Genomic DNA, 16,852 nt, shown 5'->3' with positions numbered 1-16,852 from the left:
CAGTAAAACTACCAAAGTAAGCATCCCAAAACGTATCCTGAAGCGGCACTTTTTTTCCTCCGTCGGAAAGTGCATAGAAGATTCGGTCTGATAGATAGAGACTCTTGCCTGATTGTTAGGCTTATTCTGTTTTCTCAGAAAAATGGGCATTGATGTATTGGTCGAGATTTTCCAGTCCTGCAGTAAATCCTTCCTTAAAGCCCATTTGGATGATGGTCTCAAGATCTTTTAATGTTTCAAAATTCAGGTGGATATTTACCAAAGTACTGTCTGAATCCGCTGAGAATTCATTCCTCCATTTGACCCTAGGTTTTGTATCGTTGATCTTTCCATTTTCATCACAAAAAGCGTCGATTCCTGCAAAAGATTTCTCCTTATCAATTGATTCATAATCAAACAGACTCCAATAGATATCACCTTCCGGGCCAAACATGTTGTACAGCCAGCTTCCCCCAACCCGAAAATCCATGGATTTTGTTACAGATTTATACGGTTTTGGTGCCCACCATTGGTCTAGGATATCGGGTTCAGTCCAAGCAGCCCAGACCAGGTTAATGGGTGCATTGAAGGAACGCTTTACGTGGATGGAATTTGATTCCTTGTCCACTTCAAAATTGAAAAGAATTGCTGGGTTCATTTTTTGTTTTGTTTTAGTTGTTGTAATACTTCATCTAATTGGTCAAATCTTTTTGCTAATAACAGTCGAAATTGCTCCAGCCATTTTTCGATATCTTTCATTTTATCTGCATTTAGATGGTAGATAATCTCCCTTCCCTGCTGTTGCTGAGTCAGAATTTCACATTCAGTCAATACCTTGATATGCTTAGAAACTGCTTGACGGCTTGTTTGAAAATGATCAGCTAACCCATTTGGAGTCATCGAACCAATTGCCAATAGCAGTATAATTGCCCGTCTTGTCGGATCCGCTATTGCCTGAAACACATCTCTTCTGATATCCATAATTGTTATTTGCTACTATATGGTTGCAAATATATATGCAATTATTTGGTTGCGCAAAAGATTTTTCATTTTTTTACCACAAGAGAACCCTGAGAGCATTGAGAAATAACCTTTCGTGTTTCCCGCTTACATCTAAGCGTTTCTGTGAAAGTTGATCTTATTACAGTTTTGGAATTCTATGTTTCGGAAAGAGATTAAAGAAATTCAAAGAATAGGGATTTCCGTTTGCTGAAAAAATGTCAATACTAATCAATCCTTCGGAGCAGCATCTTCTTCAATCACATCCTGCTCGACAGTGAATACGATGTCGTCTTTGGATTTGGTTTCACCCGTGTAAAAATTATGGACGCCCAACATAAAAGCCACAATCAACGCCCAAGCGAGGTTGCGGATAGATTTCCAAACTGGTTTGAAGAGTTTAGCCACTAGGTTCATCTGGTTCGAATTTAGATAATTTCCGATGCTAACCATCATTTCAAAAAAAATACCAGCATTTTTTTTCTGCCAAATCGGCTGAAAATCAGTCCTCTTCAATCTTGAAATAAAACCTGTCTGTATGGAAATCCAGATCCTTGATCTCGGTTAAACCCAACTCCAGTTTTTGCCAATCTGAGTTTGGACTTATCCATTTCTTTTCCTCCGATGCAGTCTGATAGGAAATCGGCATTGCGAATCCTTCGGCATTGGCTTTCCATCTGTATTGGAGGATATTGCCTGACGGTTTTTCTTTCACGTTAAGTTCAAGCACTGGAATCTCTGTCAATCTCAGGTATTGGTCGAATATTGGCCTAAACTGCATTCCGGTTTTTTGGTTGAAGTATTCCAAAATCTGATCGGTGTTGATGCTTTGGTATTTAAAATCTTGGGGGATTCCTTTAACTATTCCAAACCACAGGCTGTCATTGTCTATGACATGTCTTAGCGTATTGAGGAAAAGGGCTCCTTTAGAATACATGTCCCCGATATTATAATGAACATGATTGACACCAAAATGGCCTATGACGGAATTTTGATTGGAAACACTTGGCTGCATTGAATTCAGAAAATCCAAAGCATCTTCATAGCTGTACTGTTCTTCGATAAAAATCGATTCTGCGTATGTCGCAAATGCCTCATGGATCCAAAGTTCAGCGTTATCCGTGCAACTCACACTGTTTCCCCACCACTCGTGGGCAAACTCATGCAAAAGAATCTGGTCAGGAAGTTCGCCTGCTGCAAAGTCGGGTTTGGTTCCCGTATCTTCATTTTCGCCATTTTGGAAATATTCAAAACCCAAAGCCACCGCACTCTGATGTTCCAAGGCATGTGGTGTTTCTAAGAATTTGATCCCGTCGCGTGGAAAAGGATAGGGTCCAAAGTACTTCTCAAAGGTATTCAGGGCTTTTTCAGTAGTTGCAAACTTCGAAGGCACATTTTCCAAATGATAATCCATCACATGGTATTCGACATCCAATTCACCTTCCTGTGAGGGGAAAATCTTTGCGATCTGCCCATATTTCCCGATATTCAGGGTGATGTTGTAGTTGTTGATCGGGTAGGAGACCTGCCATGTTGTTCTTGTTTTTCCATTTTCCAGTTCCACTTTTTCTACCCTTCTCCCGTTGGACACCGCTACCAAATCCGAAGGATTGGTGATACTGATGGAGACCGAATCAGGTTCATCAGAAAGGTGGTCTTTGTTTGGCCACCAACCGCTTGCGCCATACCCCTGGCAAATGGCTTGTATCCAGGGATTTCTATTGTCATCTGTAAACCATAGGAAGGAGGCAAACATGGGAGTCAAAGGATCAAAATCCAAGGGCCTTCCCCCAAAAAACACCTTGATTTCTTCGATATCACCTTTTTGTAATTTCTCTCCAAAGGAAACATATACCGCATCGTATTCCCTTTCAAAATCCAATGGCTTGGACCGGTACACAATGCTGTCAATCTTCATCCCTGAGTATAGGTCGATCTGGATTTTATCGGTCGGTTCCATTACTTGGAATCTGATCAGGCTACTTCCTTTGATCTCTTCCAATGCTGGAAATACTTCCACATCCAAATGGTAAAAGCCCACATCAAAAGCCGTTCTCAAGGGAGTCAGGGTTCCTTTCAGGGTATCCAATCTCGAAAATTGATAAGGCTTGTATTCGGGAAAATTATTCTTCATTCCATAATTTCTGTCATCTGTTTCTATCCCTTTGGACTTGTCAAACTCCCTCCAAAATTCAGGGCGGTAATTGGCTTCAAACAGTTTCCAGGCTCTGCCTTGGTCATGGGAAAGAAATCCTGAATCCGGCATGACCGGATTTTTGGAAAAAGCAGAGGTTTTATAATGGAGTTTTTGTACCAATGGGAGCATATCCATATCCCGTTTTTTGCTGTTGACGATGAAGTTTTTTTCCGAATTGACTTCATCCAGGTACCATCTGCCATCTTGCATTTTGTGTTGGATCATTTCCCGCCATTCACCTTCCTTGTAGTGGAATTTGTACAAATTGGTCACCATGATATAGCCCGCATTAGAAGTGAGCCTTCTGAATACTTTTTCGTCAGACCAGATATCCCATTTTGCAAAAGCTTTTGTCTCTTCGTCAAGGTAAATGTATCCTTGCCAGATCCCGTATTTCTTGAAATTTTTGGGGTGGAGCTTGATTTTGTAGGTTGGTCTTCCTTCAAAGTTTACCAGATCTTCCAATTCAAAACGGTAACTCTTCAGCCAATCTTCAGACATGACCGTAGAAGTAAAATCTCTTGCCACATCCCTGCCTTGCAGCAAATGGATACCCACTTCCCATGGCGTCAGCATCATGATTTTCCAATCATCAATCTCTGATGGTTTGGTCCTGACTTCTCTGACGATAATCGAATCTCCTGTTATGTTTTTTTTGTTGTCGTGGAAAACAAAGGGAGGTTTGTAGATATCGATAAAAGCTTCTGTATACCGTAGGTTTTTGTCCCCCAACAAAGTGTAATTTTTATAATATCCGCTCAGGGCGGTGGTATCAATGCCATAATTTTCAGGGATTCTTTGCAAGGCTTCACGCATCAATGATTGCGGATCAAGCGGCTTGACATCTACAGTCTGCAATGTGATCAGGTCCTGTTCCATTTCTATGGTCAAAGCTGAACTTCCCTGGGTTACAGTAACCAATACAGGCTTATAACCCATGCATGAAAAACGGATGTCATGGGTTCCTTTTGGAATGGAAAGAGTAAAATTTCCGTTCAGGTCTGCTACGGTACTGGTATTGGATTGGCTATTTCCCACATTGACAAAAGGAATGGCCTCTTTGCTGGTCTTGTCAATGATTTTGCCCCGTACGGATAGGTTTTGAGAATAGGAGGAAACGGGAGAAAAAAATAAAGCAATCAGGCTGCACCTAAGGAGAAAATTCAATAGTTGGGTCATTGGTATAGTTTCGACAGACTTTTACAAAAATACGGAATGCAGGCTTTTTAAGGTCTTAAAAAATTAGCCCATTTCTTCTCAAATCCTGATTTGAGCAATAATTTCAAGCTTTTACTTGTGTCTTGGGCTCTGTCATTCCGGCCAAATAAGCTTTTGGACTCATGTTTTTGGCTTTTTTAAATGCCCTTTGAAAAGTAGCCTGAGAATTGAAACCGCATTCCTGGGCAATCCCAAACATGGTCAAGTTTGGTTTGGTTTCAGTGGACATTCTATGGCAAAAAGCTTCCACCCTTTTGTTGTTGACAAAATCATTGAAATTGGTCTTGCCGGCTTGGTTGAGGGCATATGAAATATCTTTTGAAGGAATACCCAAATAGTCAGCAAATGTCTGGAGGCTGAGGTTGGGATTGAGAAAATGGTTGTCATTTTCCATTGCTGCCTGCACAAGTTCCAGAGTCCCAAAAGCTTCAGGATTGGTTTCTTTCAATTGGGGTGAATCCTCCGTTTGGATGGATTTGACTTTCCAATAGCCTGCCATGGCAGACCAATATAAAAAAAGCACCAAGAAAAGTTCAATAGGATAGTAGCGGGATCCATATTGTCCCTCGTACCACATCGGCGACAGCAAAGTCAGCGCCCATCCAATTGCCAAAATAATCTGGAACACCAAGATACTTTTGACCCAAAGTAAACTCTTATTTTGGCGCGGGTTGGCATTTTGACCAACGCTGTTTCTCTTTACCATAATCACTGAAATGACTGTGAAAAAGAGAAAAACCAGTAGGCTCCAAACTTCGCTGTAGGCATCAAAAATCTTAAACATCCATGTCAATGTAATCTCCAATTGCTTCCAACCAAGTCTGAAATAGGCAAAATACCCTAGGGCATTGGTACCGGCAAAAGTCAATTGGAAAAGAAATGGAGAGAAAAAAAGCAGGATTACTTTTCTTTTTGGGACAAATCCAGGTTGCAGTAAAGATTTGAAATAGAAATAGAACCCGGGTCCGATGAGGAAAATGGTCACAAAAGGAAAGAAGTCAAAGAAGTTGGTGTACTTGTCTAGTCCAGCACTCCAGTTGAAAGTCTCAAGTGCATTGTAAACAAAAGCCACCATGACCAAAGCCAGAAATATCCGCCCTGGATGCTTCCTGTGAAAGATCAAAATGCAGGTGAAAACCATTCCTTGGATGGCTCCAAAAAGTATTAAAATATTGACCCAATGAAGATCCAGCTGCATAAATGGAAAACTAGTATTTCAAAGGGAAATTACAAAGTTCCTTTTGATTTCAGTGAGAATCGGACTCCAATAATCAGGAGAAAATTGGAATTGGATCTTGCCTTTGACTTTCAATTTGCCAATCCCAATTAAGTATTAACATTCTTTCACACTTAATAATTTTTCTCTAGGCAACGTCTGGGTAAATTTTCAGGTTCCCATTTTTGAAAACCACACATATCTTTTGGAAGAACCGGAAATAATTGCAGGATGCATCAGAAATGACCCTCAAGCGCAGAGGTGCCTATTTGACAGGCATTATAAGCGTAGCTTCCGCGTAGCCATGAGATACCTAGCCAACTACCATGATACTGAAGATGTCCTGTCGGTTTCTTACACGAGGATTTTCAAAAATATAAGTCATTTTGAAAATAGGGGAGAAGGGAGTTTTCAAAAATGGATCAACACCATCGTCATCAATGAAGCGATCAGGTTTTTGAAAAGCAAAAAAGCACTTCTTTTTCAGGAAGATGAAGACCTGCTGACTTTGAACCTCAGCTTTCCGGATAGCAGCGATTTGCTCGATGCAGAGGAAGTATCCCAAGTATTGGAATCGATGCCCAAAGGTTACAGGACTGTTTTCAATCTATTTGCCATCGAAGGATATTCCCACAAAGAAATTGCTGAAATGCTGCAAATCAATGAAAACACGTCCAAATCCCAACTCAGCAAAGCAAGAAATTATATCATTCTCAAATTAAAAAAATCAAGCCATGCACTTAAATGAAATTGATGAAATCATCAAAAGAAGTTTGCAGGATTCTGAAAGGAAGTCTGACGATTTTGCAATGGAAGCCAAACTCAGGATATGGGAATCCATCGAAAAGCCCAAGAAAAAATCCGGTTTGTATTGGGGACTTGTACTGGCAATGGCGGCAGCGGTGTCCTTTTTTCTTATCTCTACTTTCCTGTTTTTCAAATTACAATCAAAACAGGAAGAGCTTTTTGCCTTAAAGCAAATTGGACATCAACAGCCTGCAATGGCCAATTTGCCAATAGAAAGTATCATTCGCGATGAAAACCTTCAAGAAGAAAAGATTCCCGAGTTCATGGGTAAACAATTCAATGAAGTCCAAAAAGGACAACTGATTGCCGATGAAAATCGCAAAAATTTGAATCAAGTTATGGTAGAAAAAGCATTGGAACCTCTACCTGAAATTTCACTCCATTCTCAAATGGTGGTGGAAAACCCTGAACCTGAGATTGTATTTCCAGAAATGGAAACTACTGAATCAGCAGCAAAATTGATTTCTCCCCAAGAAATAGAAGCCGAAAACCCGGTTGAGTCAAATCCCAAATCCCAAAAGAAACTCAGGTTAAGGTTTGGAAACAAAAACCAGAATTTCAATTCCGGCAATTCCCTTGCCTTAAAAATCAAACTCTAAAAACTAAACCAACTTAAATATGAAACCTACGATTACATCATTCTTCTTATTGCTTGGCGTTTTTTGTTTTGGAAATGCGTTTGGCCAAAATGAAGGTGCGCCCCGAGATACAATCCATTTCAATGGATCAGACCGCTTTGCCATGTATATCCTGTCAGCAGACTACCACAAGCTGACTGGAGAAGACCAGGTCGAGATCATGTTGGTTGATTTCCAAAACAGGTTAAAGGAAATTCAAGGAAAAATACCTGCTAGTTCTGCCTATACGATTGATTACCAATACCAAAGCAAAATTGAAATCCTCAAGAGTAACAAGATTGCAAATTTTTCTATTTCAAATGAAAAGGGAATTACTGAAGACTTCCTAAATGAAGCCATCATCACTGACCCCAATAGCAGGTATCAGGTAAATATTCTTTTCAATGAATTGGAAGCATTGTTAAATGTTGATTTCAAATCCCTGATGGCAGAAATCATCTCAGAACTCCCTGAAAAAGACAGGTATTTGAGGTATTTCGAATACCAACTGGACAATCAAAGTAACAAAGCCAAATTGATCCAAAACCGACCATCCGGATATCTTGACATGCTGAGTTTGCAGGCAGGAGTAGGTGCGAATGTTTATAGAAGCAAATTTTTGACGGATTTTACAGGAGAACTCAGTTTGCAACTTAACCAAAAAGGCATTTTGAGAAATCAGTTCTATGTTTCCAATAACCTGATGTTTTCCTTTGCTGAAGATAATTCAGCGGTTATCAATAATTTTACCAATATCGGATATAGGAGAAATTTGTCCAACCAAAGGGACAAACCAAATTGGCTTGGTATTGAATTAGGAACAATAACCAAAAGAAGCGGAGATATTTTTCAATCCAACACCATGAGATTGGGAATGAACTGGCAGGCTGGAAAGCACATCACCTTGTCACCACAAATGTATTTCAATGGATTTTTCAAACAGGTCAGCCCTGGATTTAGAATTGGAATTGGATTGTAATTCGACTTATTGAAAAAAGAAAAGCTGAATCTTTGGTTTGAATATTCAAGTAGTAAATAAAACAAATTTGGCAAATAGAGGAGAAGACCCGGTTTTCTCCTTTATTTTTTATATTACTGTGATAAATTTCTGATTCCTGCGTCTAATACTTTTAAAACAACAAATCCACCATGGAGTCTGATCCCAAAAAATTGTTTGTTGCATTGATCCGTCAAAACCAAGGGATTGTAAACAGCCTTTGTAGGCTATACGCAACTTCCAATGAAGAAATGAAAGACTTCAGACAGGATGTTTTGCTTTCACTTTGGAAAGGATTTCCGCAGTACAAAGAGGAATCAAAAGTCAGTACCTGGATGTACAGGGTTACCCTGAATACGCTGATTTCCATTTACCGCAAAAAGAAGCGGGTTTTATTGACCGAGCCATTTTCAGAATCCGTTGAATCCCTTCATTTTCAGAATTCCGGGTCGGATGATGACCTTTTGGTGCTCCAGCAGGCAATTGGATTTCTCAAGCCATTGGAAAAGGCATTGGTGATTCTTTATCTGGAAGGATACGACAATAAGGAGATTGGAACGATGCTTTCCCTATCGGAAACCAATGTCAGCACAAAATTGAACAGGATAAAAACCCAACTTAGAAAAACTGTAAAAACCTTACAAAATGAATCTAGATAAGCTAAAACCAACCTGGGAACAATTTAAAGTCATCAATGCCATGGATGAAATGGATGAGTCCGACATTCTTTCCTGCATTGAACCCAAAAAACAAGAATATTATTTCAAGATTCCCAAAAGGATAGCTCAGAATGCATTGATTTTTTCATTCTTAATAATGACACTCAGTGGAGGTTGTTCCATCTAAAATAAGCTTGATGCTCCACAGCATTAATTGGAACCATGATGGCATTATTGTGGATCTTGGCTTCTACGAATTAAGGGTTTACTCTTTGCTTTTTGCATTGGGTTTCGTTTTAGGGTTTATCCTCTTGCAAAAGCAATTCAAAGAGGCATCCTTAGCCCAGGAAAAGCTGGATAAATTGTTTGTTTTTGCTATTCTCGGGACTGTTATCGGTGCTAGGCTCGGTCATTGTCTTTTTTATGAATTTGGCTATTATTCCAAAAATCCATTAGAAATATTCCTACCCGTCCGTTTTTATCCGGAATTTGAATTAACTGGTTTTTATGGGCTTGCGAGCCATGGTGGCGCTATTGGGATTTTGATCGCTGTTTTGATTTACAGCAGAAAAGAAGAAATTAGCAATTATTGGATATTGGATAAAATGGCGCTTGTAATTCCATTGGCCTGCGGTTTTATCAGGTTAGGAAACCTATTCAACTCCGAGATGATCGGCAATCCTTCAAATGTTCCATGGGCTTTTGTATTCCATAGAATTGATTCCATACCAAGACATCCCGGGCAGCTGTATGAATCATTGGCTTACTTTTCCATATTTTTATTTTTGAATTTCTTTTTCCGAAAAGTCAAAAAAGAAGAGGGGTACCTGTTTGGCCTTTGTATTGTTCTTTTATTCTCGGCCAGGTTTTTCCTGGAGTTCTTTAAGATCAATCAGGTTGAATTCGAATCAGGGATGGTCCTTAATATGGGTCAGCTCTTAAGTTTGCCTTTTATTTTTGGAGGGCTATTTTTGATGCGAAAGAAGAATAGTAAAAAGGAAAACTACCGGCTTTAAATTTTCTCTAGTAGTCATTCTTTTCCAAAAAACCTCTTTTGAAAATATCCATCGATTATTTTGTGAATAGGAAATCATAATCCTTTCTTCTATTTTCACATTTTGAGACAATAGAAAAACAACTATGAAAAAACACAACCTGATTAACCTCTTATTTCTGTTCCTGTTGGCATTTTCGGTACAGGCACAGGAAGCACTCTTTCGTGCGCAACAGATCGTTTCTCCCGAAATCCACGAGGACCAATCCGTCACGTTCAGGCTTTTTGCTCCGGACGCAAAATCTGTTCAGATCACAGGGGACTTTTTGCCAACGGTAAAAATGGAAACCCAATTTGGACAAATGGACGGGCCGGGGAAAGCCGACCTTATTAAAGTTGAAAATGGGGTTTGGGAGTATAAAACTTCTCCCCTTAATCCTGAATTGTACGGATATTCATTTATCATAGATGGCTTTACTACCACCGATCCCAATAATCCTTTCTTAATCCGAGATGTAGCTTCAGTGACCAATATCCTAATAGTGGGAGCAGGTCAGGCGGATTATTACAGGGTGAAGGATGTTCCCCACGGTACGGTTGCCCGCAGATGGTACGATTCTCCGGGGCTTGGTATGGATAGAAGGCTAACGATTTACACTCCCCCGGGATATGAAACATCGTCTGAGAAGTATCCTGTTCTTTATCTGCTTCATGGTGCCGGAGGAGACGAGGAAGCCTGGATAGCTTTGGGAAGGACAGCCCAGATTTTGGACAATCTGATTGCCCAAGGCAAAGCCAAGCCGATGATTGTGGTGATGCCAAATGGCAATGTGTCTCAGGATGCTGCTCCCGGTGAAGGAAGTGCAGGTTTTTATAAACCTCAGTTTATGGCGCCTAGAACGATGGACGGCAGTTATGAAGGTTCATTTATGGATATTATCAAATTTGTTGAAAGCAGCTATAGGGTCAAAGCTGACAAATCCAATAGGGCGATTGCAGGTTTGTCCATGGGAGGATTCCACACCTTGCATATTTCGAGGTTTTTCCCCAATACTTTTGATTACATGGGTTTGTTTTCTGCGGCCATTATGCCGCGTGAAGATGCCACCGGAAAAGTCTATAGTGATTTTGACAACACCTTGACAACCCAAATGAAAAACGGATATAAGTTGTATTGGATTGCCATTGGCAAAACCGATTTTCTCTATAAAGCCAATGTGGAATACCGTGAAAAATTGGATAAGATGGGCATGAAATATGATTACGTCGAATCCGAAGGTGGACATACCTGGAGAAACTGGAGGGTTTACCTGACCCAATTTGCTCCGCTGCTGTTTAAATGAATGATCGTTGATTTTTGATTGAAAAAACGCAGTCTGGAAAGGCTGCGTTTTTTTATTGTGTTTGAAGGTAACGATCCAAGTTCAGGAAATTGAATTTTTTTGATTTCGCCCTTTCAGGGCTTCCCAGGATTGTTCGTTTTTCTACGGATGGGCTTCACCCATCCCTAAGTTATCAAGCCCTTTCAGGGCTGTTAATTCTAAATTATGATGATCACAAATATTTTTATTTTTCATGGTTTTAGGAAAAACCTGAATTATATAGGATGGGCTTTAACCCATCCCTGAATTATCACGCCCCTTCAGGGCTTACCCAAAAACACCTTTTTCTATGGATGGGCTGCACCCATCGCTGAGCTATTTTGCCCTTTCAGGGCTTTCGATGAGAATTCTGGTTTTTTATCAATGGCCTCATCCATTGCTGAGGTATTTCGCCTTTTGAGGAGGGAAATGGTAAAAGAATTAATTTAATGAAAACAGGAGGATGGAATGATTGAAAGAAATATTCTCTTTCAAAAAAATACCGCTTTAAGCAACTTCCAACCATTTTAGGATGACTTCCCGCAATTTGGTTTCGTTTTCCAGGATTTCCTGCATGGAGGTAAATCTGATCACAGCACGGTCATTTGTAGCCCATTTCAGTAATCCGGAATCGTCATTGATCAGTTTTTCTTCTGGCAATTCTTTTTTCTTGACTCCTCGGTGAAAGACCAATTGGATGCTGTCTTTTTTTGGCGGAAGGTTGAAGGTGATTTTGTCTTCTCCGTTCAAACAAAAACTAGGCGCATTCCATTTGATCTGTTCGGTAAGATTTGGATTTGTTTTAAAAATCAAATCCCTGATTTTAAGGATTTCAGATTTAAGTTGGTGATCTAAATTTTCTAAGTAAATCCGGACAAGATTCTCAGGGTTAGCTTTCATGGATTTTTGGGTTTGGAGACTTCGATGCAATAAGAGGCAATGGACCTGATTTTATTTTCGAAATCAAATTGATAGACATCGCAGGCGGAGATTTTGGAGATTATAATTCCTTCTCGGGTAAATTCTCCCAAACCGATGATTGCCACTTTCCCATCAGCCTGAACAGTTTGGTGAATATTGAAATCCGTAGTCACCGATCGGAAATAAGCTGCGATATTTTGGCAATGGGCCTTAACATTTTCTTTTCCCTCGAGAGTTTGTTGGCCTACAATCTCCCATCGGATGTTGTCTGCCATGTCATCATAAACTTCAGCAAACTTTCCGAGTGAAAAATTTGAAGCTATTGTTAATTGGTTAGAATTCATGGTTGATACATTTTTCTTGTTTTTCAATCCGGTAACGGCGAACATTGATACCCCATTTTCATGAATAAAATTGGAACCTGCAAGATTATTTCCTTACAGGCTTCCACTCTCAAGATCCTGTCACAATCATCCAAATCGAAATTTGCCTTCACTTCCATGAAAGAGATGTGGATCATAGCAATCAAATCAGCGGCCTCTTTTTCGGTTTGAATGTTGGTTTTGAATACTTCTATTTCTTTCAATTTTTATCAAATTTTAAAGAGGTACTTTTTCCTTTACAAACCCCGCTAAATAAAGGGTTGGTTTAGGAAAACGGATTTTTGATTAAAAAAGAGAATTTGAAAATCAAGGTTTAGGCTTTGAATTTTGGTTGTTTAAGGTTCTGAAATTCAAGCCTTCTTCCAAAAGCGATTCCTTAAGAACAGGAATTGCTGTAGGCCCGATTCCATGGAGTTTGAGAATATCCCTTTCTGAATATTGGGCTAAAATTGACAGGTCCGTGATACCATGAGTTTCAAGAGCCCTTCTTGCAGGTGCGCTTAACCTTGACTGCCAACCAATCCGCGGTTTCCTTTCGTTTTCACATTCCTGACATACGGGGCAATTACCGGTATTATTGAATTGGTGGCCTTTTGGACAGGTTTTGAGCATGGGAGAGTCTAATGCGATGACTTATGGTTTTTCAGTGCAGGCAAACATCCAATTCACCCCAAATTTGTCCACGCAACTGCCAAAATAATCTCCCCAAAAAGCATCTTGAAGTTCCATCGTGACCACACCTCCTACCGAAAGTGCTTTAAACAGTCTCTCTGTCTCTGACCTTGTGTCTGGTTGTAGGTTGATATGGACATTGTTGCCCATATTGACTTTGAAACCCATCGAGACAGGTGCGTCTGTTCCCATCAACAGATGACCTCCTGTAATCTCTAAGGCAACATGCATGACCAGGTTTTTGTCTGCTTCAGGTAACGGAGGCATGCCTTCCATAGGCGGCATATCTCCAAACCGTGAGATTCCCCCTATAAATTCACCTCCAAAAATGGATTGATAAAAATTGAATGCTTCCTCGGTATTGTCGGGAAAGTTGAGATAAGTGCCTACGCTTGCCATAGTTTTTGTGGTTTAGGGAATGTTTGATTTATGATTCGCAGATTGATTTTAGTTTTTCTAAAGCCTTCGGGTAGGTTTCTTCGAAATATGATTTGAACTCCTCATTGGAATCCAAGTCCACAGAAAGCAATGTATTTCCGTTTTTTTCCTCATAAGAATAATTTTCCAAAGCTCCTGCCCAGATTTCAACTTCAGGTCCGGAAGTGATTTCCTTTCCGTTATTCAGGACTCCGAGATGTTCGATAGAGACAAATTTGTTTTGGATGTTTTCTTTGATCCTGCTTACCATGCCGCCTTCATTTCCATCCTGATCGCTTCCGATAAACAAAATTTTTGAACCTTTGTCCCATGAACCCACGAATCGGGATGTCGGGTTAAAAACCGAGGTCCATTCAGAATAGGTTTTGCTTTCAAGCATGGTTTGAAAGACTTTTGAAACCGGTGCATGAATCTCTACTTGAAAATGAAGCTTATTGGGTTGGGTTAGAGACTCCACATGTTTTTTGAAGTTGTCAAGGATGGCTTGCCAACCTCCTTTTTGAAGTTCTATTGGATTGGTTTCTTCGGCTTCAAAGTCTTCTTTGACAATTGTTCCCTCGTCGGTGGATTCGAAAGTGACGGTCATTTTCCTCCCATCTCCAAATTCGGAAGAAATCTTTGAAAATTCTGTAAGGTGGGTATGAATTCCCCAAAAGTCAAAGCCGAAACTGCCGTCTTTGGCTTCCATACGCGAAGAAAATTTACCACCTACCCGAAGGTCATTTTCGGCGCTCGGGCATTGCCAATCATCTGATGCAAAATTCCAGTGGATAATATGATCAGGTTCTGTCCAGCATTTCCATACTTTTTCAATTGGGGCTTTAACAAGAGCGGCTATCGAAATAACTGTTTTTGGTGTTGTATTCATAGTTTCTGGTTTATGGTGTTTTTGTATTGGGTTAAAGTTATATGGAATTCAAACAGAATCTGATGTGTAAAAACGACAATCAGGGGGTGATTTGCGACTGGTTTTATATAATTTTATATTATGATCAAAGTTTCAATTCTTGTACCCGAAAATTCTGTCATGCAGGCCATAGCGGACCCGCAGTATTGTTTCAATGCTGTCAATCAGTTTTTGTCCATGTCCGGACAAGAAGCTTTGTTTGATGTCAGGCTGGTTGGGGCAAAAAGTGAAATAAAACTCAACAAAGGCCAATATGCCATCTATCCTGACTTCCTGATCGAAGAAGTTGAAAGCACCGATCTGGTCATTATTCCGGCGTTGTTTGGGGATATGAAAACGGCCATTGAAGCTAACCGTTCTTTGATTCCTTGGGTGAAGACCCAATATAAAAATGGGGCTGAAGTAGCATCGCTGTGTGTGGGGGCATTTTTGTTGGCATCCACCGGATTGTTGGATGGTAAAAAATGTTCCACCCATTGGGGTTTTACCAATGAGTTCCATGAAATGTTTCCTTCAATAACCATTCAGGATGGCAGCATTGTCAGTGAAGAAAGTGGGATTTACTCCAGTGGCGGTGCCAATTCCTATTGGAACCTCCTGTTGCATCTGGTAGAAAAATATACCAACCGTGAAACGGCGATCATGGCTGCCAAGTACTTTGCCATTGACATTGACAGGGACAATCAATCCGCATTTTCGATGTTTAAAGGGCAAAAGGAACACAAGGATGAATTGATCATGAAAGCCCAGGAATATATCGAATCCCTTATCGAAGAACGGATCAGCGTGGATGATTTGGCCGCAAGAGTGGCTTTGGGAAGAAGGAGTTTTGAGCGGAGGTTTAAGCAGGCGACCCGGAACTCCGTGCTGGAATATATCCAAAGGGTAAAGATCGAAGCTGCAAAACGCAGTTTTGAAGGAAGCAGGAAAAATATCACCGAAGTCATGTTTGATGTAGGATATACCGATACCAAGGCTTTCCGGTCAACATTTAAAAAAATCACCGGACTTACTCCTTTGGAATACAGGAATAAATACAACAAGCTTTCTTTGGCTTAATTTGAATTTCATGGATATAAGCTTCCTTGCCAGTAACCCAGTTTTTTTTCAAGCGTGACAGAAGACCGAAGTCGGAAGACCGAAGTAACGGGCATTTCAGTTTGGAGACAGGATTTTAAATAGATATCCAATCTACTGGATCATTGCCTAAATGCATGGAGTTTTTTTTGATTTGATAAAAGAAAAAATCCCGATCAAATACGTTGACCGGGATCCATTTTCCAAAGCATATACCTACGCTGCTATTCCAACAAAATAGTTGTTCTATAAAATTCTTATCGGCATGTTGAATTTTCTTTCACATCCGTCTTCGGACTTCCCTGCCTACCGGCAGGCAGGCGTCTCGACTGAATTAGAATATTGGTCTACTTGCAAAGAATCTGATAACCACCTAGGCTTAACTCAAGGATTGGTTTTCTCTACCTGACAATTCCAGTATTTTATCAAATTCTTCCGGAGTAAGGTCTTTGAAGAAATAGTTCACAGGATTGACAAACTTCCCGTCTTTCAATATTTCATAATGAACATGTGGAGCGGTGGAGGAACCTGTGTTGCCGACTGTCCCGATCAGGTCACCTCTTTTGATTTTCTGACCTCTTCTGACTTTGAATTCATTCATGTGGGCATATCGTGTGACAAAGCCGAACCCATGATCTATTTCAATATGTTTTCCATATCCCCCAAAAACAGTTTTGACAGATAACACTACACCATCACCTGTGGCATAAATTGGCGTTCCTTTTGGTGCGGCAAAATCCACGCCTTTGTGCATTTTCCGCACTTTCAGGATAGGATGGATCCGCATGCCATACCCTGAGGCGAGCATATTCAGGCTCTCATTCAGGATAGGTTGGATGGCAGGGACAGAGGCCCAATATTCTTCTTTTTTTTGTGCCATGTCAGTCACTTCGTCGTAACTGACAGATTGCACGTACATTTGACGTTTTAGGGCATCCACTTTTTGGGAAAGTGAGACGACGAGATCTTCCTGTTTCAGGCCTTTTTCTTTGATTTCTTTGTACCTGTCAGAGCCTCCGACCCCGGCATTCCGCATTTCCCCCGGGATAGGTTCGGTTTCAAAGATGATCCGGTAAAGGTTGTCATCCCGCTGCTGCAGGTCTCCCATCATGTGGTTGAGCTTGGTGACTTCCTCTTCGAGGAGTTGGTAATACAGGGTGAGTTCTTTGTTCTCTTTTTTAAGCATCAGCTCTTTTGGGCTTTCAAAAAAATAGTTGAATGAAAGCAGCATGATGACTGCAATAACCGAGGCAAGGGAGAAGAAACCCAGGGAATTGAGGGCAAAATCCCAATTGCTTCGCTTGTAGCGCTCGTACTTGCAGGTTTTAGGGTCGTAGTAATATTTTATTCTACTCATTACGGATTGCGAGGTAAATATTCTAATTTTGTGCCCCTGTGGATGATGGGTGA

At 40.5% G+C, this 16,852-nt stretch carries 20 protein-coding genes; 8 read left to right on the top strand and 12 right to left on the bottom strand.

Going from position 1 to position 16,852, the window contains the following annotated elements:
• Positions 1-121 precede the first annotated feature (121 nt).
• From DQW11_RS04500 to DQW11_RS04480, 5 genes are all read right to left on the bottom strand, one after another.
• Positions 122-637 carry an SRPBCC family protein gene (locus DQW11_RS04500; protein WP_232826671.1) on the bottom strand — a complete coding sequence of 172 codons (516 nt, stop codon included), beginning with the start codon at positions 635-637 and terminating at the stop codon, positions 122-124.
• A complete protein-coding gene (locus DQW11_RS04495) occupies positions 634-954 on the bottom strand; it encodes an ArsR/SmtB family transcription factor (RefSeq protein ID WP_113923207.1) in 321 nt (106 codons plus the stop codon). The genes DQW11_RS04500 and DQW11_RS04495 overlap by 4 nt, the downstream gene beginning before the upstream one ends.
• 255 nt (positions 955-1,209) lie before the next feature.
• Positions 1,210-1,395, bottom strand: coding sequence for a hypothetical protein (locus tag DQW11_RS04490; protein ID WP_113923206.1), 186 nt, complete (start codon positions 1,393-1,395; stop codon positions 1,210-1,212).
• 85 nt (positions 1,396-1,480) lie between these two features.
• Entirely contained in the window at positions 1,481-4,354 is a 2,874-nt protein-coding gene (locus DQW11_RS04485; RefSeq protein WP_113922781.1) for a carboxypeptidase-like regulatory domain-containing protein, read from the bottom strand.
• Positions 4,355-4,457: 103 nt separating this feature from the next.
• Complete coding sequence (locus DQW11_RS04480) at positions 4,458-5,591, bottom strand: helix-turn-helix domain-containing protein (RefSeq protein ID WP_113922780.1); 1,134 nt, start codon at positions 5,589-5,591, stop codon at positions 4,458-4,460.
• A gap of 223 nt (positions 5,592-5,814) precedes the next feature.
• Between DQW11_RS04480 and DQW11_RS04475 the strand changes: the two genes are divergently transcribed.
• From DQW11_RS04475 to DQW11_RS04445, 7 genes are all read left to right on the top strand, one after another.
• Positions 5,815-6,357 carry an RNA polymerase sigma factor gene (locus DQW11_RS04475; RefSeq protein WP_157966031.1) on the top strand — a complete coding sequence of 181 codons (543 nt, stop codon included), beginning with the start codon at positions 5,815-5,817 and terminating at the stop codon, positions 6,355-6,357.
• Positions 6,344-7,015, top strand: a complete 672-nt coding sequence (locus DQW11_RS04470) for a hypothetical protein (RefSeq protein WP_113922778.1) — start codon at positions 6,344-6,346, stop codon at positions 7,013-7,015. The genes DQW11_RS04475 and DQW11_RS04470 overlap by 14 nt, the downstream gene beginning before the upstream one ends.
• 19 nt (positions 7,016-7,034) lie before the next feature.
• Positions 7,035-8,012 (top strand): hypothetical protein, encoded by a 978-nt coding sequence (locus DQW11_RS04465; RefSeq protein ID WP_113922777.1) that lies wholly within the window; start codon positions 7,035-7,037, stop codon positions 8,010-8,012.
• Positions 8,013-8,182: 170 nt separating this feature from the next.
• Complete coding sequence (locus DQW11_RS04460; RefSeq protein WP_113922776.1) at positions 8,183-8,689, top strand: RNA polymerase sigma factor; 507 nt, start codon at positions 8,183-8,185, stop codon at positions 8,687-8,689.
• Positions 8,676-8,876 carry a hypothetical protein gene (locus tag DQW11_RS04455; RefSeq protein ID WP_113922775.1) on the top strand — a complete coding sequence of 67 codons (201 nt, stop codon included), beginning with the start codon at positions 8,676-8,678 and terminating at the stop codon, positions 8,874-8,876. The genes DQW11_RS04460 and DQW11_RS04455 overlap by 14 nt, the downstream gene beginning before the upstream one ends.
• 10 nt (positions 8,877-8,886) lie before the next feature.
• The gene (gene lgt / locus DQW11_RS04450) at positions 8,887-9,705 is read left to right on the top strand and encodes a prolipoprotein diacylglyceryl transferase (RefSeq protein WP_113922774.1); all 819 of its coding nucleotides are present in this window, start codon (positions 8,887-8,889) and stop codon (positions 9,703-9,705) included.
• Positions 9,706-9,829: 124 nt separating this feature from the next.
• Complete coding sequence (locus DQW11_RS04445; protein WP_113922773.1) at positions 9,830-11,026, top strand: esterase; 1,197 nt, start codon at positions 9,830-9,832, stop codon at positions 11,024-11,026.
• A 525-nt stretch (positions 11,027-11,551) separates the two neighbouring features.
• Here DQW11_RS04445 and DQW11_RS04440 read toward each other — a convergent pair.
• The 6 genes from DQW11_RS04440 to DQW11_RS04415 all read right to left on the bottom strand — a co-directional run bounded on the left by DQW11_RS04440 (position 11,552) and on the right by DQW11_RS04415 (position 14,326).
• Positions 11,552-11,944, bottom strand: a complete 393-nt coding sequence (locus DQW11_RS04440; RefSeq protein ID WP_113922772.1) for a DUF1801 domain-containing protein — start codon at positions 11,942-11,944, stop codon at positions 11,552-11,554.
• Entirely contained in the window at positions 11,941-12,309 is a 369-nt protein-coding gene (locus DQW11_RS04435) for a nuclear transport factor 2 family protein (protein ID WP_157966030.1), read from the bottom strand. The genes DQW11_RS04440 and DQW11_RS04435 overlap by 4 nt, the downstream gene beginning before the upstream one ends.
• A 23-nt stretch (positions 12,310-12,332) precedes the next feature.
• Positions 12,333-12,551 carry a hypothetical protein gene (locus DQW11_RS04430; RefSeq protein ID WP_113922770.1) on the bottom strand — a complete coding sequence of 73 codons (219 nt, stop codon included), beginning with the start codon at positions 12,549-12,551 and terminating at the stop codon, positions 12,333-12,335.
• Positions 12,552-12,654: 103 nt separating this feature from the next.
• Entirely contained in the window at positions 12,655-12,960 is a 306-nt protein-coding gene (locus tag DQW11_RS04425) for a helix-hairpin-helix domain-containing protein (protein ID WP_113922769.1), read from the bottom strand.
• A 21-nt stretch (positions 12,961-12,981) separates the two neighbouring features.
• The gene (locus tag DQW11_RS04420; protein ID WP_113922768.1) at positions 12,982-13,419 is read right to left on the bottom strand and encodes a VOC family protein; all 438 of its coding nucleotides are present in this window, start codon (positions 13,417-13,419) and stop codon (positions 12,982-12,984) included.
• Positions 13,420-13,447: 28 nt separating this feature from the next.
• Positions 13,448-14,326 (bottom strand): SRPBCC domain-containing protein, encoded by an 879-nt coding sequence (locus DQW11_RS04415; protein ID WP_113922767.1) that lies wholly within the window; start codon positions 14,324-14,326, stop codon positions 13,448-13,450.
• 120 nt (positions 14,327-14,446) lie between these two features.
• On the opposite strand from DQW11_RS04415, the gene DQW11_RS04410 reads away from it, so the two are divergent.
• A complete protein-coding gene (locus DQW11_RS04410) occupies positions 14,447-15,424 on the top strand; it encodes a GlxA family transcriptional regulator (RefSeq protein ID WP_113922766.1) in 978 nt (325 codons plus the stop codon).
• Between the two features lie 397 nt (positions 15,425-15,821).
• Here DQW11_RS04410 and DQW11_RS04405 read toward each other — a convergent pair whose 3' ends face one another.
• A complete protein-coding gene (locus DQW11_RS04405) occupies positions 15,822-16,799 on the bottom strand; it encodes a M23 family metallopeptidase (RefSeq protein ID WP_113922765.1) in 978 nt (325 codons plus the stop codon).
• Positions 16,800-16,852 lie beyond the last annotated feature (53 nt).

The organism is Cognataquiflexum aquatile, assembly GCF_003316845.1.
GTDB lineage: Bacteria > Bacteroidota > Bacteroidia > Cytophagales > Cyclobacteriaceae > Cognataquiflexum > Cognataquiflexum aquatile.
This window is presented reverse-complemented; position numbering and strand designations above follow the sequence as displayed.

Coding starts and splice junctions, on each gene's coding strand:
- DQW11_RS04500 (WP_232826671.1), bottom strand. CDS start 637: ATGAACCCAGCAATTCTTTTCAATTTTGAAGTGGACAAGGAATCAAAT.
- DQW11_RS04490 (WP_113923206.1), bottom strand. CDS start 1,395: ATGAACCTAGTGGCTAAACTCTTCAAACCAGTTTGGAAATCTATCCGC.
- DQW11_RS04485 (WP_113922781.1), bottom strand. CDS start 4,354: ATGACCCAACTATTGAATTTTCTCCTTAGGTGCAGCCTGATTGCTTTA.
- DQW11_RS04480 (WP_113922780.1), bottom strand. CDS start 5,591: ATGCAGCTGGATCTTCATTGGGTCAATATTTTAATACTTTTTGGAGCC.
- DQW11_RS04470 (WP_113922778.1), top strand. CDS start 6,344: ATGCACTTAAATGAAATTGATGAAATCATCAAAAGAAGTTTGCAGGAT.
- DQW11_RS04465 (WP_113922777.1), top strand. CDS start 7,035: ATGAAACCTACGATTACATCATTCTTCTTATTGCTTGGCGTTTTTTGT.
- DQW11_RS04460 (WP_113922776.1), top strand. CDS start 8,183: ATGGAGTCTGATCCCAAAAAATTGTTTGTTGCATTGATCCGTCAAAAC.
- DQW11_RS04455 (WP_113922775.1), top strand. CDS start 8,676: ATGAATCTAGATAAGCTAAAACCAACCTGGGAACAATTTAAAGTCATC.
- lgt (WP_113922774.1), top strand. CDS start 8,887: ATGCTCCACAGCATTAATTGGAACCATGATGGCATTATTGTGGATCTT.
- DQW11_RS04445 (WP_113922773.1), top strand. CDS start 9,830: ATGAAAAAACACAACCTGATTAACCTCTTATTTCTGTTCCTGTTGGCA.
- DQW11_RS04440 (WP_113922772.1), bottom strand. CDS start 11,944: ATGAAAGCTAACCCTGAGAATCTTGTCCGGATTTACTTAGAAAATTTA.
- DQW11_RS04435 (WP_157966030.1), bottom strand. CDS start 12,309: ATGAATTCTAACCAATTAACAATAGCTTCAAATTTTTCACTCGGAAAG.
- DQW11_RS04425 (WP_113922769.1), bottom strand. CDS start 12,960: ATGCTCAAAACCTGTCCAAAAGGCCACCAATTCAATAATACCGGTAAT.
- DQW11_RS04420 (WP_113922768.1), bottom strand. CDS start 13,419: ATGGCAAGCGTAGGCACTTATCTCAACTTTCCCGACAATACCGAGGAA.
- DQW11_RS04415 (WP_113922767.1), bottom strand. CDS start 14,326: ATGAATACAACACCAAAAACAGTTATTTCGATAGCCGCTCTTGTTAAA.
- DQW11_RS04410 (WP_113922766.1), top strand. CDS start 14,447: ATGATCAAAGTTTCAATTCTTGTACCCGAAAATTCTGTCATGCAGGCC.
- DQW11_RS04405 (WP_113922765.1), bottom strand. CDS start 16,799: ATGAGTAGAATAAAATATTACTACGACCCTAAAACCTGCAAGTACGAG.